The sequence below is a fragment of the Ralstonia sp. AU12-08 genome (assembly GCF_000442475.1).
Classification (GTDB): domain Bacteria; phylum Pseudomonadota; class Gammaproteobacteria; order Burkholderiales; family Burkholderiaceae; genus Ralstonia; species Ralstonia insidiosa.
The window spans coordinates 1-20,248 of sequence record NZ_ASZV01000013.1; the positions used below are offsets into that span (position 1 = coordinate 1).

Consider the following 20,248-nt stretch of genomic DNA (forward strand, 5'->3'; position numbering starts at 1 on the left):
TAAAAACGCCGACCGAGGTCGGCTTTTTTGTCTCGCGAGAAACGCGATTATTGCTTGGCAGCCGGAGCCGAAGCGTCCGAGGCAGCAGCCGGAGCAGCAGCAGCGTCCGAAGCAGCAGCAGCCGGGGCAGCAGCAGCGTCCGAAGCAGCAGCCGGAGCAGCAGCGTCCGAAGCGGCCGGAGCAGCAGCAGCCGGAGCCGAAGCTTCCGGAGCAGCAGCCGGAGCAGCAGCTTCTTCCTTCTTACCGCAAGCGGCCAGAGCCACAGCAGCCATCAGCGAGGCGATCAGGAGAGACTTTTTCATTTTTCGATCCTTAAACTGGATATGGAAAGCAGACAACACAAAGGGCGATGAATAATTACCGGTAATTATCGCTCTGGAACGACACCTTCTTCTGTGCTTCCAGCCAAGCCGCGCAAAGGCAGTCCCGGCCAGCAAGCTAGCAACGGATTATAGCGACCTTTACACACCCTGTGTAGCCGAGTCCGGCCTACAGCAGACGCGATTCATGCGCTTTTGTAACGATCTGTTTCAGCGCGAATCAGCGCGTCCCAGGTCCTGCCAGACGCAGCCAACCTTCTTCATACCAGGCATGCAGCGTATCCATCAGGTCCGGCAGATCGGCGACTGCATCGACGGATGCTCCGCTGGCGCTGCGTCGGTCAGATAACGCAGATAGCCACGCAAGCAGCGTACCCGGCGGCTCAAATGTGTCGCCGTTGATCCAGAAGTGCTGACTGCTGTAGAGCGCTTGCGTGCGCGCGTCCAGTACAACGCCTTCCTTGCGTGCTCGGGCAGTGAAGCGCGCCAGCGGTAAGCGCGGCTGGGTGATGAAGTCGATATGGTCTTTCGGCTCGGTCAGGTAGGCGCCGAGGAATTCGCCGACGAGCTCGGGTGTCCAGCGCAGCGCGTTGAGTTTCTGCGTGAGCGCCTTGACCATGGCGACCGGCAGTTCGCCGGGGTGCTCCGTGGGCTTCTGCTCGGGGTCGGTGTAGCGGCCTTCAAAGTTTGGATCGTCTTCCAGCGTTTGAGAGAGGAAGCCGAGGAAGTGGCCGGCCAGTTCGCGGTACGACGGCGAGCGGAAGCCGATCGAATACGTCATGCAGTCGCCCTCGGCCACACCGTCGTGCGCGTAGTGTGGGGGCAGGTAAAGCATGTCGCCGGGCTCCAGCACAAACTCTTCCTCGGGCTGGAAGTTGGCGAGGATCTTGAGTGGCAGGTCCGGCACGAGCGTGAGATCGTCCTGGGCGGAAATGCGCCAACGGCGCTTGCCGTGGGCTTGCAGAAGGAACACGTCGTACGAATCGAAATGCGGGCCGACACCGCCGCCGTCGGTGGCGAAGCTGATCATCACGTCGTCGAGCCGCGCGTCGGGAATGAAGCGGAAACGCTGCATCAGCGCTTCAACCGCCGGTTCTACGAGGTTCGCGCCCTGCACAAGCACGGACCAGTTGCGCGTCTTGCGTGAGGGCAGCGGCCGCTCGTCAAACGGGCCTTGCGTGAACGACCAGCGCCCGCGCGACTGGGCGATCAGCCGGGATTCGACGTCCGGACGTTGCGCCAGCGCCAGCACCCGTTCGGGTGACAATGGAAAGTGCAGCGCACGCATCTCATCAGGGGAAAGCGCCTGGCGGATCAGCAGAGGGTTCTTTTGCCAGTGTGTGCGCATGAAATCGCGTGGTGACAGACCGCCCAGCAGCTGTGCCGGACGTCCCGCCGGAAGGGCAGTTTGGTCGCTGCCTTGGACGCCGCCATCGGCAGCGTATAATGGGACTTCGTTCATGGAGTGCGCAATTGAAAATCGCGAAGAATACGGTGGTGTCGGTGGCTTACAAACTGTCCGACGCGCAGGGCAACGTCATCGAGGAATCCGATGAGCCGATGGTGTACTTGCACGGCGGCTATGATGGCACGTTCCCCAAGATCGAGGAAGCGCTGGACGGCCAGGAGCAAGGCTTCGAGACCAAGCTGCAGCTGGAACCGGATGACGCTTTTGGCGACTACGACCAGGAGCTGATCAAGATCGAGCCGCGTGACCGCTTTCCGGAGCCGCTCGAAGTCGGCATGCAGTTCGAGGGCGTGCCTGAAGACGGGGACGAGGAAGACGCCGTCGTCTACACCGTTACGGACGTGGCGGAAGACAAGGTTGTGCTGGATGGCAATCACCCGCTGGCCGGCATGGCGCTGCGCTTCGAGCTGAAGGTGACGGACGTGCGTGAAGCCACTGCCGAAGAGATCGAGCACGGCCACGTGCACGGCGAAACCGGCCTCGAAGTGGTCGACGAGGATGAAGACGACGACAAGCCGCACACGCTGCACTGATCGTCTGATTCTGCAGCACACATGAGAAACGGGAGCCTTGGCTCCCGTTTTTTATTGTGCGGGTATGGACTGTACGGGTGTGGGAACCGCCTCCGGCGGCGGTTCGCTGGCGATGCGACGACCCCGCACGTGAAACAGTGGTGTGCGGCCCGACGTGACCGACACTTCCAGCCATTGATCGAGCGTGGGCGAGCCATACGTGCGGGCACGCATGACATGCGGGTCCGGGCGGCCGTCTTCATCCTTGAGCGGACGATCGAGCAGGAAAGTCTGGCTGGCACCGTGGATGAGCAGGACGGCGCCGTCATAGTCGCGCGTGAGCGTGCGCAACTGGCGCTTGAGTGCCAGATAGCCGTCGTGCGGGCGGCGGCGCAGCAGACCGTCGAGCAGGTTTGGCGCGCGACGCCGCTCCCAGCCATCTTCAAACAGCGGGTCAGCTTGCATCATGATGACCACGCCAGGCGCCTTGCGCTGGCGGGCCACGCCGAAGGCGCGCGCCAGCCACTGGCGATTGGCTTCGAGGCGGTCTTCATATTCACCGTTGCGCCCACCCGCGGTCTTGTAGTTGTTGTTGTCGCCGGGCACGTTGAGGGTGACGAACAGCACGCCGTCGGTTTCCCAGCGGGTGTTCTCGCGGTAGCTGCGGAACTTGACCTGATCGGACTGGCGCATGATCGTCATGGCGCGCTGACCGAGCGTGTTGTCGTCGGGGTAGAACAACTCGCGCAGGCGCAGCAGGCGTTCGATCGGGTCGAAGCGGCCGGCAGCGGGGCGCTGGCAGTCGCTCCAATCGTGGTCACCGGGTATGTAGATGAGCGGTGCGCTCAGGCTGTTGAGCAGATCGTGGCGTGCTTCGAGCAGGGTGTCGGCGCAGGACTCATCGCGGCCCTTCAGGTTGCCCAGATGGACGACAAAGGCCGGGTGTTCGGCGTCGATGGCGTCGAGCAGCGTGCGTGCCGGGCCTTCCTCGTCGGCGCGTTCGGGCACGTTGCCGATGATCGCGAAGGTGAAGCTGGACGGGGCGGCCGGCTTGGGATCCTTGGGCGCGGACGTGGCTGCCATTCCGGCAGCCGGCACCAGCATCGCCAACACGATGGCGATGCCTTTGAGCGTGCGCGAAATCGAGCCGGGCCGGGGCATCAGGCTGATGGGGTGGACAGCGCCTTGAGCCGGTACAGCGCGTCGAGCGCTTCACGCGGCGTCATGTCGTCGGGATCGATGCCTGCCAGGGCCTCGGTCAGCGCGCTGTTGGCCGCCTCCGCTGGTGCTTCGTCCTCATCCTCATCGTCGATGGGGGTTTCCGCTGCGAGAGCAAACAGATCGAGTTGTGGTGTGGCGCCAGTGTCGGCGGAATGCTGCTCCAGCCACGCCAGCCGTTTGCGCGCGGCGCGGATGACCGGCTGCGGTACGCCTGCCAGTTGCGCGACCTGCAGGCCGTAGCTTTGGCTGGCCGGGCCTTCCTGCACAGCGTGCAGGAAGACGATGCCATCGCCATGTTCCACGGCCGAGAGGTGTACGTTGGCGGCCTGCGCGAATTCCTGTGGCAGTTGCGTCAGCTCGAAATAGTGCGTGGCGAACAGCGTGTGGCTGCGGTTGTGCGAGAGCAGGTGGCGTGCAATCGCCCAGGCAAGCGCCAGGCCATCGAACGTGCTCGTGCCACGCCCGATCTCGTCCATCAGCACCAGGCTGTTGGCGGTGGCGCGGTGCAGGATGGCAGCGGCTTCGGTCATCTCGACCATGAAGGTCGAGCGCCCGCCCGCCAGATCGTCTGCTGCGCCGATACGCGTGAAGATGCGGTCGATCGGGCCGATGGTGGCGGCCTCGGCCGGCACGAAGGCGCCAACATAGGCGAGCAGCACGACCAGCGCGGTCTGCCGCATGAAGGTCGATTTACCGCCCATGTTCGGGCCGGTGATGAGCAGCAGCTTGCGTGCTTCTTGGAGTACGCAGTCGTTGGCGACGAACTGTTCGACCTGCTGTTCGACCACCGGATGGCGCGCGCGCGCCAGCTCGATGCCGGGGGCATCGGTCAACGTCGGGCGCGACCATGACAGCGCATGTGCGCGCTCGGCCAGCGTGGCCAGTACGTCGGCCTGCGCCAGCGCGGCGGCGATGCGCTTGAATTCGGCCAGATGCGGCAGCAGCTTCTGCAGCAGTTCTTCGTAGAGGAGCTTTTCGCGCGATAGGGCGCGGTCCTGCGCAGAGAGCGCTTTGTCCTCAAACGCTTTCAGCTCGGGCGTGATGTAGCGCTCGGCGTTCTTGAGCGTCTGGCGGCGGCGGTAGTCATCGGGCACCTTGGCGGCCTGGCCGTTGGTGACTTCAATGTAGAAGCCGTGCACGCGGTTGTACTCGACACGCAGGTTGGCGATGCCGGTGCGGTCGCGCTCGCGTGCTTCCAGGTCGACGAGGAACTGGCCGCAGTTTTCGGAGATGTCGCGCAACTCGTCGAGATCGGCATCGTAGCCACGGGCGATGACGCCGCCGTCGCGCACCATCGCCGCCGGTTCGGCCATCACGGCGCGCTGGAGCAGGGCGTGGGCGTCTTCGGGCAGCGTGAGCGCGGCGTACAGCTCGGCCAGCAACGGGGCGGCATCGCTTTGCGGTAACTCTTCACGAATCTCGGGCAGGCGTGCAAGCGTGTCGCGCAGTGAAGAGAGATCACGTGGGCGGGCGCTCAACAATGCCAACCGCCCGGTAATGCGCTCCACATCGGACAGCGTGCGCAGCGTTGTACGCAGCGTCTGCCAATCGCTGCCGAGCAGCACCTCGATGGCCTGCTGACGCGCCTGCGGTATTGCACGGTCACGCAGCGGGTGATGCAGCCAGTGGCGCAGCAGGCGGCTGCCCATGCTGGTGGCGCAGGTGTCGAGCAGCGAGAACAGCGTGGGCGATTCCTGCCCGCGCAGTGTTTCCGTCAGTTCCAGATTGCGGCGCGTGGCGGTGTCCAGGCCGATGAATTCACTTTCGTGCTCGACGGTCAGGCCGATTACGTGGCGCAGCGATTGGCCCTGTGTTGCCGCTGCGTAGTTCAGCAGCGCGCCGGCGGCGGCCAGTGCCGCCGTCAACGTTTCCGCGCCAAAGGCGACGAGGCTTGCGACGCCTAGTTGCTCGCGCAGGCGGCGCGTGCCGGCTTCCACGTCGAAGTGCCAGTCGGGCAGGCGTGTGCGGGCGACGTCGAAAGTGATGGCGTTGAGCGTCGCATCGTCGGCCAGCACTTCGGCGGGACGGATGCGTTCGAGTTCGCGGTCGAGCTGGTCGGGGCTGCACTCCATCAAGCGCAGCTCGCCGCCGACGAGGTTGAGCCACGCCAGGCCAATCAGCGGGGCTGCACCGCGCTTGCCCGGCAGATGTGCGATGGCTAGCAGGTGGTTGTTGACCTTGTCGGAGAGCAGCGCCGCATCGGTGAGCGTGCCGGGCGTGACCACGCGCACGACCTTGCGTTCGACCGGGCCCTTGGTGGTGGCCGGGTCCCCGATCTGCTCGCAGATGGCGACCGATTCGCCCAGTTTGACCAGCTTGGCGAGGTATTGCTCGGCGGCGTGGAACGGAATGCCCGCCATGCGGATCGGGTGCCCGTTGGAGCTGCCGCGCGCGGTGAGCGTGATGTCGAGCAGGCGGGAGGCTTTCTCGGCGTCTTCAAAGAAGAGCTCGTAGAAATCGCCCATGCGATAGAAGACAAGCGTGTGCGGATGCCCCGATTTGAGCCGCAGATATTGCTGCATCATCGGCGTGTGCTTGTCGAATGGGCCGTATTTCGGGTCGATCTCCAGAGCCGGAGCGGAGTGTTCAGCCATGCGGTGCAATGAGTACTAAGGCGCGGCGCGTGATCCGATGTGATGCGATGGAATCGCGCGCGGAAGGTGTTGAATCGCGCAATTGTTGCACAGGTGGGCAGCGGCTTCCTGGCGAATTGTCCGCAACGTTATGCGTAAAACCCAGGGTGGTAGGTGACAGCGCCGTTCGGCAGCGTGCCCCGGAAGATCAAGGCCTGGAAGTATTCTGCCGGCACCCTAGGAAACACGAGCGAAGGTTCTGCACGAAAGCCGAAGCGGCCGTAGTAGGCCGGGTCGCCCAGCACAACGCAGCCTGCCGCGCCCAGCGTGCGCAACTGGTCCAGCGCGGCGCGCATCAGGCAGGCGCCGATGCCGCAGCCTTGCTCCGCTGGCAGCACGGAAATCGGCCCGAGCCCAAACCAGCCGGACGTGCCATCGGCAATCGATACCGGTGAGATGGCGACATGTCCGACCACCGCACCATCGCGCTCGGCAACCAGCGAAACGGTGAGTGCACCTGCCTCGCGCAGCGCGCGGACGATGTCCTGCTCGTTGTGGCTTGTGTGCTCAGCCTCACGAAAGGCGGCAATGGTGACGGCTTCGATGGAGGCCGCGTCGGCGGGGGCTTCAGGGCGGATCAGTACGTGTAAAGAAGTCATGGGGTCAGGAGGCCAGGCGCGCTTCCAGAAAATCCAGAAAGCACGCAATGCGTGAGGCCAGTTGTGTGTTGCGGTAGTAGACCGCGTGAATGGGTTGCAGCACCTCAACAGTGGCATCCGGCAGCACTTGGGCGAGATCACCCTTGCGGCGGTCTTCGGCGGTCATGAAGTCGGCCAGGCAGACGATGCCGGCGCCTTGCAGGGCAAGCTGGCGCAAGGTCTCACCGCTGGATGCCTTGAGCGCGGGCTCGATGCGCAAATGATCGCCGTGCGGACCGCGCAGGGGCCACAGGTTGAGCGATTCAGGCTGAACGAAACCGAGCAGCGTGTGCTGGCGCAGATCGTCCACCGAGCGTGGCCGGCCATGTGCCTTGAGATAGGCCGGGCTTGCCAGCACGCGCAGTCGGCGTGTGCCAAGCAGCCGCGCGCGCAGCGTGGAATCGCGCAACGTGCCGATGCGGATGGCGACGTCGGTGTCTTCTTCCAACAGGTCGATGATGAGATCGTTGGTGTTCAGCTCCAGTTCGATCTGCGGATACTGCGCGCGAAAGTCGGGCACCAACGGCGCGATCACGTGCAGCATGAACGGCATGGCCGCGTTGACCCGCAGGCGCCCGGCGGGTTGCTGGCGCCGCAGGGCGATCTGTTCTTCTGCTTCGTCCACGGCAGACAGGATCTGCCGCGCCTGCGCCAGAAACACCGTGCCTTCATCCGTTAGCGACAGACGGCGCGTGGTGCGCGACAGCAACGTGGTCTCCAGCTTTTCTTCCAGCCGGCGCAACGCACGACTCACGCCCGAAACCGTCTGGCCGAGCTGCTCGGCAGCAGCCGTCACGGAGCCGGTGTCCACCACCGTTCGGAAGGCGAGCAGTTCTTCAAGCGTGGTCTTCATTGTCGATTATCGATTTTCAGTCAAGAATATTCTGCACAAGGCAGGCCTTCTTGCAAAGACACGCTCACCTTGAGCGTGCTGAGGACTTGCCTGCGCGGGCTACTCAAGATTGGTGAACACGTTGCCGATAGACCATCCGGAACTCTAAAACCATAGGGAGACGTATTGCGCACTTTGCGCAATCGATTCCCACTCCGGAGACTCTGCAATGAGCAAGCTCAGCTTCCGCCAAAAGCTTTGGCTGCCGCTGGTCATCAGCCTGATCGCGTTGACCCTGATCTCGGTGTTCAACGCCTACCAGGCGCGCGAGATCCGCATCGAGGAACGCAAGAACAACCTCGTCAGCGTGACCACCATGGCCATGAACCTGGTCAAGCAGTACGACGACCTGACCAAGAGCGGCACGCTGACCAAGGAGGTCGCGCAGAAGCAGGCACTGGACCGCTTCAAAGCGCTGCGCTACGACAAGGATGGTTACTTCACCATCACCAACTCGAACAACTGGGTGGTGCAGCATCCGATCAAGGCGGAGTTCAACGGCAAGGACCAATCCGGTTTCAAGGATGCCCAGGGCAACGCCGTCTACGTGGGCTTGAGCAACGCCGCCAAAGACCCGAATGGTGGCTTCACCAGCTATGTGTGGCCGAAAGTTGGCGGCACGGAGCCGGTACCCAAGACCGCCTTCGCCATGCGTTATGAGCCGTGGGACTGGGTGCTCTCGACCGGCGTCTACATGGACGACATCAACGCCGCGTTCATGACCTCGCTGTACCAGACGGGTGGCCTGCTCGTGCTCGTGGCACTGGCGCTGGTGGCGCTGGCGGGTGTCGCCAACCGCAGCCTGCAGCGCACGCTGGGCGGCGATCCGACTTACGCGGCTGACGTGGCCAACCGCATTGCCGGTGGTGACCTGACCGTGGAGATCAACACCCGCCCTGACGACCAACACAGCCTGCTTTACGCCATGGGCCGCATGCGCGGTGCGCTGGTGCAGACCATCGGCCGCATCAAGGGCGCATCGGACACCATCGGCACGGCCACGCGCGAGATCGCCAGCGGCAACCTGGATCTGTCCTCCCGCACCGAGCAGCAGGCCAGCTCGTTGGAAGAGACAGCCTCGGCCATGGAAGAGCTGATGTCGACGGTGCAACAGAACGCCGACAACGCGCAGCAGGCCAACCAGCTTGCCGTGTCCGCCTCTGACGTTGCGGTACGCGGCGGCGAAGTGGTGACGCGCGTGGTGGAGACGATGGGCTCGATCAACGCCTCGTCGCGCAAGATCGTCGACATCATCGGCGTGATTGATGGCATTGCCTTCCAGACCAACATCCTTGCGCTCAATGCGGCCGTGGAAGCCGCACGCGCGGGTGAGCAGGGTCGTGGGTTTGCGGTCGTGGCAGGTGAGGTGCGCAGCCTCGCGCAACGCAGCGCGGCAGCGGCCAAGGAGATCAAGGCGTTGATCGACGATTCCGTCAACAACGTGGATGCAGGCAGCGCGCTGGTGGAAGAGGCCGGCACGACCATGCGCGAAATCGTTGCGAGCGTGAAGCGTGTGACCGACATCGTGGGCGAGATTTCCTCCGCGAGCCAGGAGCAGCGCTCGGGCATCGAAGAAGTGAGCCATGCCGTCACGCAGCTTGACGACGCTACGCAGCAAAACGCTGCGCTGGTGGAGCAGGCGGCCGCTGCAGCGCAATCCCTGGAGGAGCAGGCGGTGAGCCTGACGCAGGTGGTGGCGCAGTTCCGCCTCGATGCCCATGCACTGCGTGCGCCTGCAATGGTTGCCAAGGTTGAGCCGACCATTGCGCCCGCTTCACCGACAGCCTCGGCAGCGCCCAAGGCCGAAGCGCCGCGCCGCGAACCTGCCAAGCCGAGTACCGAAGCCGCCAAACCCAAGCTGACGCCGCGCAAGGCACCGCTGCTGCGCAAATCGGTTGACAAGCCGGTCGACAAACCTGTGGTTGCAGCGCCGGTTGCCGTGCCCGCCAGCCTGACGAAACCCAAGCCCCTGGTGGCCGCCGGCGACGATGCCGATTGGGAAACCTTCTGACCTTTTCACCTAGCTGACCTTGCGGGCGGCAAGCACGCCTGCTTCCGGCACGGTGCAATCGTGTGCTGGCCGGACTCCGGAGACAAAGATGGACCGTGTTCTGAAGAACACCAGCGTGCGCGCTGGCCTGCTGGCGATTCTGATCACGTTCGCGTTGATGATCGTGGTGGGCGCGGCGGTTGGTGTGCTCGCACTGCGGACGACCAACGCTGCAACGGAGCGGGTGCATGACATCTCGGATCGCAGCATGCTCCTGAATGACGCCTACAAGGACATGCAGCGTGCGCGCACCGGCATGTCGCGGCTGTACAGCGTGCTGCGCGAGAACATGGACGACGCGGCCAAGACTGCCGCGCTTGAAAGCGCGGAGAAGGGCCTGAAGAAATCCATCGCACAGGTGGAAGCGTTCAAGAATGCGCCGCCCATCGAGGGTGTCGACGACGCCTTGCGCCAGTCAATCGTTCAGGCCGCGCAGACGCATATCGAAGCCGTGCAGCGCGCCCTGGCGGCCCTGCGTGCAGGCGATGCCGCGGCCTATGCGCCCCTCAACTACAAGGATGTGACGGACACGGGCGCAGCGTGGTCGGCGCAGATCGAAAGCTTCCAGCAACGCGTCAAACAGTTGGCAAAGGACCAGACCGACGACGGCCTCGCGCGCTACCAAACAATCCTCAAGTTCGTTGCGCTGGGCATTGCGCTGGCGTTGGCGCTGATCGTGGCCGTGTTTTATGCGCTCAAGGCGTTCGTGATCTCGCCCCTCAATGAAGCGGTGACGGTGCTCTCGCGCGTGGCTGAAGGCGATCTGGCGGTGCATGTCGAAACCGGTGGTCGCAATGAGCTTGGTCGCCTGCTGGCGGCGGTGGCGCGCATGCGTGAGAGCCTGGTGAACACCGTGCGCCAGGTGCGCAGCAGTTCCGACTCGGTCAACACCGGCGCGCATGAAATCGCCAGCGGTAACCTGGATCTGTCCACGCGCACGGAGCAGCAATCGGCATCGCTGGAGAAGACGGCCGCCAGCATGGAGCAGATGACCTCCACGGTCAGCAACAACTCCGAGAGCGCCCGCCAAGCCAGTGCATTGGCATCGAATGCGGCCGATCTGGCATCGCGTGGCGGCGAGGTGGTGCGTGGCGTGGTGGCCACCATGGATGACATCAGCGCGGGCTCGCGCAAGATGGCCGACATCATCGGCGTGATTGACGGTATCGCCTTCCAGACCAACATCCTCGCGCTCAACGCGGCGGTGGAAGCTGCGCGGGCCGGTGAGCAGGGTCGCGGGTTTGCCGTGGTGGCAGGTGAGGTGCGTGCGCTGGCCCAGCGCAGCGCGGCTGCCGCCAAGGAAATCAAGACGCTGATCGACGATTCGGTGTCTCGCGTGCAAGCAGGTCACACGCAGGTATCGCAGGCGGGGGAGACGATTGCCGAGACGGTGGAAGCCGTGCGCCGCGTCGCCAACATCGTCGAAGACATTGCCGCCGCATCGACGGAGCAGACGCAGGGCATTATGCAGATCGGCCAGGCGGTGTCGGAGATGGAGCAGGTGACGCAGCAGAATGCCGCGTTGGTGGAAGAGGCCGCGGCTGCCGCGCAGTCGCTCGAAGAACAGGCGAAGAACCTCACGCAGGTGGTGTCGCAGTTCCGTCTGGATGGTGCCGAGACGGTCGCGTTCGCAGCGCCTCAACTGGCGAAGCCCGCCAAGCCAGCGGCTACTGCAAAAAGCGTGGCCGTCAAGCCGGCCAAGCCCGTCAAATCATTGAGCCCCGCGGTTCGCAAGCGTGAGCCGAAGCTGGTTGTTCAGCCGGCGGCCTCCGCGCCTGCGGCGCCCGCACCCGCCAAGAAGCCGCCGCTGGCCGTGGCCGGTGGCGGCTCTGACGCCGATTGGGAAACCTTCTGATCAGGCCGTTGTGCTTGCTGGGCCATCGATGCGCTTGGCCCAGCTTTCCACCTCGCCGCGCGTGAGGCGGCCCTCCACGAGCTTGCGCCACGACGGCGTGAGCGGCAGCGCCAGCATGTCTTCCAGCGCGGCGCGATCCAGCATGTCGCGATAGAGCACGTCCAGCACGCGCGCCAGCGGCCATTGCGGCCATGGGCGTTCGAGCCATGCCAGCGTGTCGCCCGCGCGCAGCGTGCCGCCTTCCAGTACCCGGTAGTACCAGCCGGTGCGCCCTGTGTGTTGCACGCGGCGGGCCATGTCGCGCGTGTCAAAGCGATCGTTGAGCTTCCAGCACGGCTGGCGTAGCTGCGACACCTCCAGCACCACGTTGCCCACGCACAGGCGATCCCCCACGCAGATGTCCGCTTCGGTCACGCCGGTGGTGCTCAGGTTCTCGCCAAACGCGCCTGGTGTCGCGAGCACTGGCAGCGCACCGATGTCTGCCTGCCACGCGGCATAGTGGTCAAACGGGTAGTGGTGGATCGCCTTGTCGGGGCCACCGTGCACGCGCGGGTCACCTTGTTCGTCGCCGACGATGCCGTTGATGTCCACTTGCACTGCATCGGCCACGGGGCGCTTGTCGATGGCGCTGCGTGAGCCGGGGCGCGTGTAGTCGACGGCGCGGCCAGTGAGGAGGGTGTCGATGCGGATGGGGGCGGGCAACGTCATGCAGCCTCCGTGCGATCGAGCCAGGTAGTGAACACATCGCGAGCGCGCTGTGCCAGGCGTTCAGCGATTGCCGGTGCTTGCTCACGCAACGTGCGAGGGTCAATGCCCGCCGCGCCAAGTTCCGCCGCATGCCCGATCAACCACACCTCCAGCTCATCGAGATTCGCTTCCAGGTGGAATTGCAGGCCGAGTGCGTGATCGCCGATGGCGAAGGCTTGCTCCGCGCAAGTGGCCGTTGAGGCGAGCCGGCGCGCGCCGGATGGTAGGTCGTAGCGGTCGCCATGCCAATGCAGCACCGGCGTGCCGTCGGCCAGCGGCGCGAGCGGTGAATTGAGGCCTTCGGCGGTGAGCGTGACGGGTGCAAAGCCGATCTCCTTCACCCCCATCGGCTTGACTGCCGCACCTAGCGCCCGCGCCATCAACTGCGCGCCGAGGCAGATGCCGAGCAGCGGCTTGCGTGCCGCCAGTCGTTGCGCAATGGCCTCGGCCTCGTCGCGCACGAATGGATACATCGCGTCGTCATACGCGCCGATAGGGCCGCCCAGCACGATCAGCAAATCAGCCGTGGCCATGTCGTCAGCTGGTGCGGATTGCACCCCGACGTCCACATAGCGCACCGCATAGCCGCGTGCTTCCAGCAGCGGCAGCAGGATGCCGAGATGTTCGAACGGAACGTGGCGCAGGGCGAGGGCGGTTTTCATGGTCAGGCGGGAGGTATCGGCAGGTTTGCATTGTATGACACAAGGTGTCCTATGTGACAATAATGGCGATATCAATGACACGATTGTCCCCATGACCGTACGTCTGAAACCGCTGCGCAAGAACCACGGCTGGACACTCGAGACGCTGGCCGAACGCACCGGCCTCACCAAGAGCTACCTGTCCAAGGTCGAGCGCGGCGTCTCGGTGCCGTCGATTGCTGTGGCGATGAAGTTGGCACAGGTACTCGGTGTGCCGACCGAAGACCTGTTCGGCGAAACCGCCTCATCTGCTGCCATCACCATCGTGCGGGCGGGGGAGCGCACGCGCGTCGGCAGCATCGGCACGCAGCCGCGGTACGAAGGGATCGCCACGCAACGCAGCGGCAAGACGCTGCTGCCGTTCGTGATCTTTCCGCCCGCCGATTTCAGCGCGTCGCCGTTCAAGGAGCACGACGGCGAGGAGTTGCTGTTCGTCCATCGCGGCGAGGTGGAAGTTGCTTTTGCTGGTCAGACCGTGCAGTTGGCTGCCGGGGATTCGGTGGTGTTCGATGCGCGCATTCCGCATCGGACGCGCTCGGTGGGGGCGGAGCAGGCGGAGGTGTTGGTTGTTGTCAGTCCCCTGGGCGCTGCACGCTAAATATTACTTAAATCTGCTCTTAGAAATCTGTATCGCCATCCCCACGAAAAATCACGCTCGGGGGGGTGCCACTTCTGCAGCACTTCACTAAGATCGCTCCCCACAAACGCCGCTTCAGCGTCATGCGGCACCCATAACAAGATCAGGGAGTGAGTTGTGCGAAAGCCAATGATGCATTTTGCTGCGGTATGCATTGCCGTAGCCGCCCTTGGCGCGTGTGCGCCGATGGTATCCACCGCGCCGGCTGCGCTGACCGCCGATAGCGCGACAGGCGCGTCGCGCCTCCAACTGAAAACGCCAACCGAGATTCGCCTGGAGACGGGCTACACGCGCACGCTCGCGGCAGGCTCGAACTGGCAGCGCGTGGGCACGGTGCCGCAGGGCGTGGTTTATCGCCCGGTTGGCACGATCTTCACGATCGAAGGCCGCCAGGTTCACGAGGCCTATCTCGTCATCGCGGATCAACGCCTGGTGGGTTTCTACCTGCCGGGTGAGCAGGCGTATTCCCCGCTTTCCACAGCTGTTCCAATCACAACAGGAGAACCACAATGAAGGGAGTTTTGCGCGCACTGGCTTCGGCCATTGGTATTACCGTCCTCATGGCAGGGTGCGCTTCGGGCGTGAAGTATTCCGAGATGGCCTCGACCATCCCGACGATCAAGCAGGATCAGGGCCGCGTGTACTTCTTCCGTTCGTCGTCGCTGATCGGCGCAGCACTGCAACCGGACATCAAGCTCAACAGCGAAGTGGTGGGGCAGTCCAAGCCGGGTGGCTTCTTCTTCGTCGATCGTCCGGCAGGCAAGTACGTTGTGTCGACCGCAACCGAGACCGAGAAGACGCTGAGCTTCGCGCTGGACGCGGGTGAGACCAAGTACGTGCGCACCTCGCCGTCGCTGGGTCTGATCGTGGGTCGCGTGGTGCCGGAATTGGAAACGCCGGAGAAGGCGCAGTCCGAACTGCCGTCGCTCAGCTTCGCACCGAACGAGCCGCCGGCCGCCAAGAAGTAACGAGAGCGCTGCAACTAAAAAAGCCCGCTTTTTGGCGGGCTTTTTCTCTTTCAGGCGGGGCAGATTTATTCCGATGCCTTCGACCGCGAGAACGGCGACGTGATCTTGAGCATCTGCACGAAGGCCTTCGGGTTGCCTGCCAGGATTTCGCCTTGGTCCAGGTAGCCGGCTTCGCCGCAGTAGTTGCCGACCAGGCCGCCCGATTCCGTAATCAGCAGCGAACCGGCAGCCATGTCCCACGCATTGATGCCTTGCTCGAAGAAACCGTCGAGGCGGCCGCATGCCACGTAGGCGAGGTCCAGTGCGGCAGCGCCCGGGCGGCGCAGGCCAGCGCAGTTTTCCGTCATGGTGGCGAACAGGCGAGTGTAGTCGTACAGACCTTCCATGTCGCGGTACGGGAAGCCGGTGCCGATCAGGCAATCGGCCAGCTTGTCGCGGCGCGTGACGCGGATGCGGCGGTTGTTCAGGAAGGCGCCCGCGCCCTTGGAGGCGGTGAAGAGCTCGTCGCGTGTCGGGTCGTACACCACGGCCTGCGTGACCACGCCACGCTGCATCAGCGCGATCGACACGCAGTACTGCGGGAAGCCGTGGATGAAGTTGGTGGTGCCGTCCAGCGGGTCGATCACCCACACGTTTTCGCTGACGGTTTCACCGTCGGCCCAGGATTGGCCGGACTCTTCCGCTAGAATCGCGTGATCGGGGTAAGCCGTCTTGATGACTTCGATGATCGCGGCTTCGGCTGCGCGATCGACTTCGGTGACGAAATCGTTGTGTTGTTTGCGCTCGGTGCGCAGGCTATCGACGTCGAAGGACGCGCGGTTGATGATGGTGCCGGCCTTGCGAGCAGCCCGGACGGCGATATTGAGCATCGGATGCATGACGGATCTCCGCGCCTGGCGTGCTTTCTCAGTGGAAACGACGGCAGGCGAACAACACAGCGAATTGTGGAAGAACGAACGGCGGACAAGATTCCGCCGTCAAAAGAGTGGCCGTATTGTATATGAACCCCGCCTCCGGCGCCCCGGAAACCATACCAACCCCCACCCCAGCCGACCCCGAAACGTTGCGCCAGCGCGCCGCGCGCTGCCGTTTCGTGCTGGTCGAGACCAGCCACCCGGGCAATGTCGGCTCCACAGCACGTGCGCTCAAGACGATGGGCTTTGGGAATGCAGGCAGCTTCGTACTCGTGCGCCCGCGCGAGGCCGATGCCCAATCCCACGCCGATGCCGTTGCCATGGCAAGCGGCGCTGACGACGTCCTGGCTGGCGCCCGCGTGGTCGACGACATTGGCGAAGCGCTGGCAGGTGCTTCGCTCACCATTGCCCTGACGGCCCGCCCGCGCGAATTCGGCCCGCGTCGCATCGGCCCGCGCGCCGCTGCGGAAGAGGTGGCTGCTTTGCTGGCCGCGCCGGATACGACCGTCGCGTTCGTCTTCGGCAACGAGCGTTTCGGTTTGCCCAACGAGGTGGTGGACCGCTGCCACGTCGTCACGCACATTCCCGCCAATCCGGCGTATGCGTCGCTGAACCTGTCGCAGGCGGTGCAGTTGATTGCGTACGAGGTGCGCATGGCGTTGCTGACCGACACCGGCACGGGCGACACCCGCATGGACGGCGTCGGCTTTGTCGGCGAACCGGCCACCGCCGAGCAGATCGACGGGATGTTCGAGCACCTGGAGCAGGGCTTGGTCGAGATTGGTTTTCTCGACCCTGCCCAGCCGAAGAAGCTGATGCCGCGCCTGCGGCGTCTGTTTGCCCGCACGCAGTTGGAGGCCGAGGAGGTCAACATCCTGCGCGGGATCGCCAAGCGCATGCTTGGCCGCCGTGGTGAGGCGGTTGGCGTGACCAAGACGCCCACGGGCGCCGCCGACGACTGTCGCTGATCGCCCTGAAAGCCCCCGTTGTTGACCAAGCGGGGCGGCATCCCCCTGCATGTTTGACCAAAACCCTTGCCGTAGAAGGCCAAGGGAATGCCTTACACTGCCCTCAGCGCATCGCGCATATTGATATAACGATCCACACACGAACCAAGATGTTCACACGCATTCGCGAAGATATTGGCGCCATCATGGAGCGAGACCCAGCCGCACGCAGCCGCTGGGAAGTGCTGACCTGCTATCCGGGTCTGCACGCCGTCATCGTCCATCGGGTCGCGCATGCGTGTTGGCACGGCGGCTTCAAACTGCTGGGGCGATGGTTCTCACACCTTGGTCGCTTCCTGACCGGCATCGAGATTCACCCGGGCGCGAGCATCGGCCGTCGCGTGTTCATCGATCACGGCATGGGCGTGGTGATTGGCGAGACGGCCGAAATCGGCGACGACTGCACGATCTACCAGGGCGTGACGCTGGGCGGCACTTCGCTATACAAGGGCGCCAAGCGGCATCCGACGCTCGGCAAGGGCGTGGTGGTCAGTGCAGGCGCCAAGGTGCTCGGCGGCTTCGTCATCGGCGATGGCGCGCGCGTGGGGTCCAACGCCGTGGTGCTCAAGCCGGTGCCGCCGGGTGCGACGGCCGTCGGTATTCCGGCGCGCATCATCGAACGCGACGTGGCGGCCGAGGCCCAGTCAGCGCTCAAGCAGGAGTTCTCGGCTTATGGCATTACGCCGGATGCGGATGATCCGGTGTCGCTGGCGCTCAAGCGGTTGATCGACCACAGCGAGCTTCAGCAGGAACGCATCGAGTCGATTCGTTCTGCACTGGATCGTCTGGGCGCGCATCTTGAAAACTCGCCGAACGATCCATTCGATGCGAGCGAGTTGAAGCGGATGCTGAAGTAATCGTGCGAGTGGCGGCAGCCTACGCCGTCACTTGCTCGACCGTCAGCGCACCGTTTTCCAGCTTGAGGAAGCTGCCCCTTCTACCGCTCGGCTGCGCCTGATCGAAATCCCAGTCGGAGAGGACCCAGCGTTCACCGCTCGGCTCGTGGTGCCGTTGCGGACGGTGCGTGTGGCCGTGGATCAGCGTGGGTGTGCCCGATGTCTTGAACAGCGCATCGACCGCTTCGGGTGCGACGTCGCCCATCATAGCGGCGGCCCGTGGTTCACCCGCCACGTTGGCCGATACGGCCCGGCCGGCTTCGCTCTCCGCACGCATCTTCTGCGCGATCTTCATGCGCCAGCGCAGCGGCATCGTCAGGAAAATCCGCTGTACCCAGCGCTTGCGCGTCCAGTGGCGAAAGCGCATGTAGGCCGTGTCGCGCGTGCAGAGGGCATCGCCGTGCGCAAGCACGATGCGTTGTCCATCGACTTCCAGGATGCTGGGGTCGGGCAGCAACGTCGCATGTGCGACAGCCAGGAAGCGTTTGCCGAGCAGGAAATCGCGGTTGCCGTGCATGAACAGCACGCGTGTGCCGGCGCTCGCCAGTTCAGCGAGCAGATTGGCAACGTGCTGGTGGAACGGATCGGCAAGCTCTTCATCGCCGACCCAGTATTCGAAGAAGTCACCCAGGATGACCAGCGTGCGTGCTGCGCGAGCGCGTGTGCGCATGAAGCGTTCGAACGCGGCCGCCGTGGCTGGCATGCTGGCCGTCAGGTGCAGGTCCGAAATAAAAAACACCGGCCCGGAAACCCGGACCGGTGTCTTCAGCGCGGATGCCGGTGAGGCGTGCGCTGCGTCGCTCATTCGATCACGTCGGCGCTTTGGATCACCACGTCTTCCATCGGCACGTCTTGGTGGAAGCCGCGGTTGCCGGTGCGCACGCCACGGATCTTGTCGACCACGTCCATGCCTTCGGCGACCTTGCCGAACACAGCATAGCCCCAGCCTTGCGGTGTGGGGGAGGTGTGGTTCAGGAAGTCGTTGTCGACCGTGTTGATGAAGAACTGGGCCGTGGCCGAGTGCGGATCGTTGGTGCGTGCCATGGCAATGGCGCCGCGCTCGTTCTTCAGGCCGTTGTTGGCTTCGTTTTCGATCGGGGCATCGGTCGGCTTTTGTTTCATGTCCTGGCCGGCTTCGAAGCCGCCACCCTGGATCATGAAGCCCTTGATGACACGGTGGAACACCGTGCCGTTGTAGTGGCCCTTCTTGACGTAGTTGATGAAGTTGGCGACCGACTTCGGTGCCTTTTCAGCGTCCAGCAGCAGGGTGATGTCGCCGTGGTTGGTGTGCAGCTTGACTGTGGTCATGATGATTTCCTAGGGGGATGCGGATACGTTGTTCCGGTGTTGCTCGGGCGTTACTTGGAGACGACCGTGGCCGATTCAATCAGGATCGGCTTCACAGGCACATTCTGGTGCGGGAACTTGGTGGTGGTTTCCACCGCCTTGATCTTGTCGATGGTGTCGGTGCCGTCGACTACCTTGCCGAAGACGGTATAGCCGTAACCGTCCTGACCAGGGTAGTTCAGCATGCTGTTGTCGACCACGTTCACATAGAACTGCGCCGTGGCGGAATTCGGGTCCATGGTGCGGGCCATGGCGATCGTGTACCTGTCGTTCTTCAGGCCGTTCTTCGATTCGATCTCGACCGGCGCTCGGGTGTCCTTCTGCTTCATATCGGGCGTGAAGCCACCGCCCTGGATCATGAAGCCGTCCATCACGCGGTGGAAGATCGTGCCCTTGTAGAAGCCGTCCTTCACGTACTGCAGGAAGTTGGCGACGGTCTTGGGGGCTTTGTCCGGGTAGACCTCGACGGTGAAGTTGCCCATCGACGTCTTGAACTGCACGCGTGGTGCCGGTGCGGCCGCTGCAGCAGCGGACACGGCCAGTGCGCATACGAGCCCGGCAAAGAGAGAGCGGATACGGAGCATGGTCTGGGAGAGAGAGCTTGGGGTGGGAAAACGGGATCGGCCGTTTTTTGTGGTTACTTGGCCGGTTTGTCGCTCACGTTGCTGGCGGCGGGCACCAAAACAGCAGGAGCGGTGGGTTTTGCGGGCGCGGGCGCCGGACGCACGCCAGGCACATTGGGCAGGGCATCGAGGCGCGCGCGCGCAGTGGTGTTCTTGGGGTTGAGCTTGAGCGCGCCCTGATAGGACTGCGCGGCCAGGCGGACGTAGACATCGCCGAGGTTGGCTTGCGCCTGGGCATTTTCCGGCGCCACGCGGCTCGCCATGATGAGGCTCTCGCGAGCGCGCTGCAGCTCACCGCGTTCCGCATAGAGCGCGGCCAGGTTGATGTACGGCTCGGGCAGTTCGGGGAAATCCTGCGTCATCTGGCTGAACGCAACGATGGCGTCGTCACCACGACCCAGGCCGGCAAGCGCCACGCCACGCTGGAAGCGGGCCTGAGCATTGCGCGGTTGCTCGGTGATCTCCTTGTCCAGTTCTGTCAGCGCCTGGGTGTATTGCTTCTTGGCCAGCCAGTCGTCGATGCGCTTCTGGCGCGCGACCTGCGGCTGCTTCTGGGTGCTGGGCGTCAGATCGGCCGGCAGGGCAATGCCGGCGGTCTGGGCAAAGGCGGGCGCGGCTGACGTGGCAAGCAGGGCGCTCACGATGGCAGCACACAGGGTTGCAGCGTGCGGGGTTGCAGCGCGATCTCGCAGCGGTCTGTTCATGAGAATCGGTTCCGTTATACTCCGCCGCATTCTAACAAACCGTCTTTGTGCGCAGCAGCGGCAATGCGCACCGGAAAAGGTTCTTGACGCAGAGCATGCCGGGTGCATTGACAGC

At 64.0% G+C, this 20,248-nt stretch carries 21 protein-coding genes; 8 read left to right on the plus strand and 13 right to left on the minus strand.

The features are described 5' to 3' along the window. Positions 1 to 47 precede the first annotated feature (47 nt). Together C404_RS59210 and C404_RS38530 are read right to left on the minus strand one after the other, a co-directional pair. The gene (locus tag C404_RS59210) at positions 48 to 302 is read right to left on the minus strand and encodes a hypothetical protein (protein ID WP_031329142.1); all 255 of its coding nucleotides are present in this window, start codon (positions 300 to 302) and stop codon (positions 48 to 50) included. 238 nt (positions 303 to 540) lie between these two features. Then, the gene (locus tag C404_RS38530) at positions 541 to 1,782 is read right to left on the minus strand and encodes a ribosomal protein uL16 3-hydroxylase (RefSeq protein ID WP_021194099.1); all 1,242 of its coding nucleotides are present in this window, start codon (positions 1,780 to 1,782) and stop codon (positions 541 to 543) included. Between the two features lie 11 nt (positions 1,783 to 1,793). Here C404_RS38530 and C404_RS38535 point away from each other — a divergent pair, with 11 nt between their 5' ends. Then, the gene (locus tag C404_RS38535) at positions 1,794 to 2,321 is read left to right on the plus strand and encodes an FKBP-type peptidyl-prolyl cis-trans isomerase (RefSeq protein ID WP_021194100.1); all 528 of its coding nucleotides are present in this window, start codon (positions 1,794 to 1,796) and stop codon (positions 2,319 to 2,321) included. A 51-nt stretch (positions 2,322 to 2,372) separates the two neighbouring features. Here the strand turns inward: C404_RS38535 and C404_RS38540 are convergent, their stop codons facing one another. The 4 genes from C404_RS38540 to C404_RS38555 all read right to left on the minus strand — a co-directional run bounded on the left by C404_RS38540 (position 2,373) and on the right by C404_RS38555 (position 7,645). Next, the gene (locus C404_RS38540) at positions 2,373 to 3,461 is read right to left on the minus strand and encodes a hypothetical protein (RefSeq protein WP_021194101.1); all 1,089 of its coding nucleotides are present in this window, start codon (positions 3,459 to 3,461) and stop codon (positions 2,373 to 2,375) included. Further along, complete coding sequence (mutS, locus tag C404_RS38545) at positions 3,461 to 6,115, minus strand: DNA mismatch repair protein MutS (RefSeq protein WP_021194102.1); 2,655 nt, start codon at positions 6,113 to 6,115, stop codon at positions 3,461 to 3,463. Before mutS ends, C404_RS38540 begins: the two co-directional genes overlap by 1 nt. A gap of 128 nt (positions 6,116 to 6,243) precedes the next feature. Then, the gene (locus C404_RS38550; RefSeq protein WP_021194103.1) at positions 6,244 to 6,753 is read right to left on the minus strand and encodes a GNAT family N-acetyltransferase; all 510 of its coding nucleotides are present in this window, start codon (positions 6,751 to 6,753) and stop codon (positions 6,244 to 6,246) included. A gap of 4 nt (positions 6,754 to 6,757) precedes the next feature. Beyond that, entirely contained in the window at positions 6,758 to 7,645 is an 888-nt protein-coding gene (locus C404_RS38555; protein WP_021194104.1) for a LysR family transcriptional regulator, read from the minus strand. Between the two features lie 208 nt (positions 7,646 to 7,853). On the opposite strand from C404_RS38555, the gene C404_RS38560 reads away from it, so the two are divergent. Next, complete coding sequence (locus C404_RS38560; RefSeq protein ID WP_021194105.1) at positions 7,854 to 9,695, plus strand: methyl-accepting chemotaxis protein; 1,842 nt, start codon at positions 7,854 to 7,856, stop codon at positions 9,693 to 9,695. An 88-nt stretch (positions 9,696 to 9,783) separates the two neighbouring features. Next, positions 9,784 to 11,589 (plus strand): methyl-accepting chemotaxis protein, encoded by a 1,806-nt coding sequence (locus tag C404_RS38565; RefSeq protein ID WP_021194106.1) that lies wholly within the window; start codon positions 9,784 to 9,786, stop codon positions 11,587 to 11,589. Here C404_RS38565 and C404_RS38570 read toward each other — a convergent pair whose 3' ends face one another. Further along, positions 11,590 to 12,297, minus strand: coding sequence for an MOSC domain-containing protein (locus C404_RS38570; RefSeq protein WP_021194107.1), 708 nt, complete (start codon positions 12,295 to 12,297; stop codon positions 11,590 to 11,592). Further along, positions 12,294 to 12,998, minus strand: a complete 705-nt coding sequence (locus C404_RS38575) for a glutamine amidotransferase (protein WP_021194108.1) — start codon at positions 12,996 to 12,998, stop codon at positions 12,294 to 12,296. Before C404_RS38575 ends, C404_RS38570 begins: the two co-directional genes overlap by 4 nt. A 91-nt stretch (positions 12,999 to 13,089) precedes the next feature. Here C404_RS38575 and C404_RS38580 point away from each other — a divergent pair, with 91 nt between their 5' ends. The 3 genes from C404_RS38580 to C404_RS38590 all read left to right on the plus strand — a co-directional run bounded on the left by C404_RS38580 (position 13,090) and on the right by C404_RS38590 (position 14,642). Further along, positions 13,090 to 13,635: a helix-turn-helix domain-containing protein gene (locus tag C404_RS38580; protein WP_021194109.1), complete on the plus strand. Its 546-nt coding sequence runs from the start codon at positions 13,090 to 13,092 to the stop codon at positions 13,633 to 13,635. A gap of 156 nt (positions 13,636 to 13,791) precedes the next feature. After that, the gene (locus C404_RS38585; RefSeq protein WP_037011383.1) at positions 13,792 to 14,187 is read left to right on the plus strand and encodes a hypothetical protein; all 396 of its coding nucleotides are present in this window, start codon (positions 13,792 to 13,794) and stop codon (positions 14,185 to 14,187) included. Then, positions 14,184 to 14,642 (plus strand): DUF2846 domain-containing protein, encoded by a 459-nt coding sequence (locus C404_RS38590; protein WP_021194111.1) that lies wholly within the window; start codon positions 14,184 to 14,186, stop codon positions 14,640 to 14,642. The genes C404_RS38585 and C404_RS38590 overlap by 4 nt, the downstream gene beginning before the upstream one ends. Positions 14,643 to 14,707: 65 nt before the next feature. On the opposite strand, the gene C404_RS38595 is transcribed toward C404_RS38590, so the two are convergent. Beyond that, complete coding sequence (locus C404_RS38595) at positions 14,708 to 15,520, minus strand: inositol monophosphatase family protein (RefSeq protein ID WP_021194112.1); 813 nt, start codon at positions 15,518 to 15,520, stop codon at positions 14,708 to 14,710. Positions 15,521 to 15,642: 122 nt separating this feature from the next. Between C404_RS38595 and C404_RS38600 the strand changes: the two genes are divergently transcribed. After that, entirely contained in the window at positions 15,643 to 16,524 is an 882-nt protein-coding gene (locus tag C404_RS38600; RefSeq protein ID WP_031329145.1) for an RNA methyltransferase, read from the plus strand. A 110-nt stretch (positions 16,525 to 16,634) separates the two neighbouring features. Further along, positions 16,635 to 17,420, plus strand: a complete 786-nt coding sequence (gene cysE / locus C404_RS38605) for a serine O-acetyltransferase (RefSeq protein WP_342447402.1) — start codon at positions 16,635 to 16,637, stop codon at positions 17,418 to 17,420. A 19-nt stretch (positions 17,421 to 17,439) separates the two neighbouring features. Here cysE and C404_RS38610 read toward each other — a convergent pair whose 3' ends face one another. Genes C404_RS38610 through C404_RS38625 form a run of 4 tightly spaced genes read right to left on the minus strand, consistent with a single transcriptional unit; the run spans position 17,440 to position 20,133 of the window. After that, entirely contained in the window at positions 17,440 to 18,264 is an 825-nt protein-coding gene (locus C404_RS38610) for a UDP-2,3-diacylglucosamine diphosphatase (protein ID WP_021194115.1), read from the minus strand. Next, positions 18,261 to 18,767 carry a peptidylprolyl isomerase gene (locus C404_RS38615; protein ID WP_021194116.1) on the minus strand — a complete coding sequence of 169 codons (507 nt, stop codon included), beginning with the start codon at positions 18,765 to 18,767 and terminating at the stop codon, positions 18,261 to 18,263. Before C404_RS38615 ends, C404_RS38610 begins: the two co-directional genes overlap by 4 nt. A 50-nt stretch (positions 18,768 to 18,817) precedes the next feature. After that, positions 18,818 to 19,390: a peptidylprolyl isomerase gene (locus C404_RS38620; protein ID WP_031329146.1), complete on the minus strand. Its 573-nt coding sequence runs from the start codon at positions 19,388 to 19,390 to the stop codon at positions 18,818 to 18,820. 53 nt (positions 19,391 to 19,443) lie between these two features. After that, positions 19,444 to 20,133 (minus strand): tetratricopeptide repeat protein, encoded by a 690-nt coding sequence (locus C404_RS38625; RefSeq protein ID WP_021194118.1) that lies wholly within the window; start codon positions 20,131 to 20,133, stop codon positions 19,444 to 19,446. Positions 20,134 to 20,248: the final 115 nt, after the last annotated feature.

Coding starts and splice junctions, on each gene's coding strand:
- C404_RS59210 (WP_031329142.1), bottom strand. CDS start 302: ATGAAAAAGTCTCTCCTGATCGCCTCGCTGATGGCTGCTGTGGCTCTG.
- C404_RS38530 (WP_021194099.1), bottom strand. CDS start 1,782: ATGAACGAAGTCCCATTATACGCTGCCGATGGCGGCGTCCAAGGCAGC.
- C404_RS38540 (WP_021194101.1), bottom strand. CDS start 3,461: ATGCCCCGGCCCGGCTCGATTTCGCGCACGCTCAAAGGCATCGCCATC.
- mutS (WP_021194102.1), bottom strand. CDS start 6,115: ATGGCTGAACACTCCGCTCCGGCTCTGGAGATCGACCCGAAATACGGC.
- C404_RS38550 (WP_021194103.1), bottom strand. CDS start 6,753: ATGACTTCTTTACACGTACTGATCCGCCCTGAAGCCCCCGCCGACGCG.
- C404_RS38555 (WP_021194104.1), bottom strand. CDS start 7,645: ATGAAGACCACGCTTGAAGAACTGCTCGCCTTCCGAACGGTGGTGGAC.
- C404_RS38560 (WP_021194105.1), top strand. CDS start 7,854: ATGAGCAAGCTCAGCTTCCGCCAAAAGCTTTGGCTGCCGCTGGTCATC.
- C404_RS38565 (WP_021194106.1), top strand. CDS start 9,784: ATGGACCGTGTTCTGAAGAACACCAGCGTGCGCGCTGGCCTGCTGGCG.
- C404_RS38570 (WP_021194107.1), bottom strand. CDS start 12,297: ATGACGTTGCCCGCCCCCATCCGCATCGACACCCTCCTCACTGGCCGC.
- C404_RS38575 (WP_021194108.1), bottom strand. CDS start 12,998: ATGAAAACCGCCCTCGCCCTGCGCCACGTTCCGTTCGAACATCTCGGC.
- C404_RS38580 (WP_021194109.1), top strand. CDS start 13,090: ATGACCGTACGTCTGAAACCGCTGCGCAAGAACCACGGCTGGACACTC.
- C404_RS38590 (WP_021194111.1), top strand. CDS start 14,184: ATGAAGGGAGTTTTGCGCGCACTGGCTTCGGCCATTGGTATTACCGTC.
- C404_RS38595 (WP_021194112.1), bottom strand. CDS start 15,520: ATGCATCCGATGCTCAATATCGCCGTCCGGGCTGCTCGCAAGGCCGGC.
- C404_RS38600 (WP_031329145.1), top strand. CDS start 15,643: ATGAACCCCGCCTCCGGCGCCCCGGAAACCATACCAACCCCCACCCCA.
- C404_RS38610 (WP_021194115.1), bottom strand. CDS start 18,264: ATGAGCGACGCAGCGCACGCCTCACCGGCATCCGCGCTGAAGACACCG.
- C404_RS38615 (WP_021194116.1), bottom strand. CDS start 18,767: ATGACCACAGTCAAGCTGCACACCAACCACGGCGACATCACCCTGCTG.
- C404_RS38620 (WP_031329146.1), bottom strand. CDS start 19,390: ATGCTCCGTATCCGCTCTCTCTTTGCCGGGCTCGTATGCGCACTGGCC.
- C404_RS38625 (WP_021194118.1), bottom strand. CDS start 20,133: ATGAACAGACCGCTGCGAGATCGCGCTGCAACCCCGCACGCTGCAACC.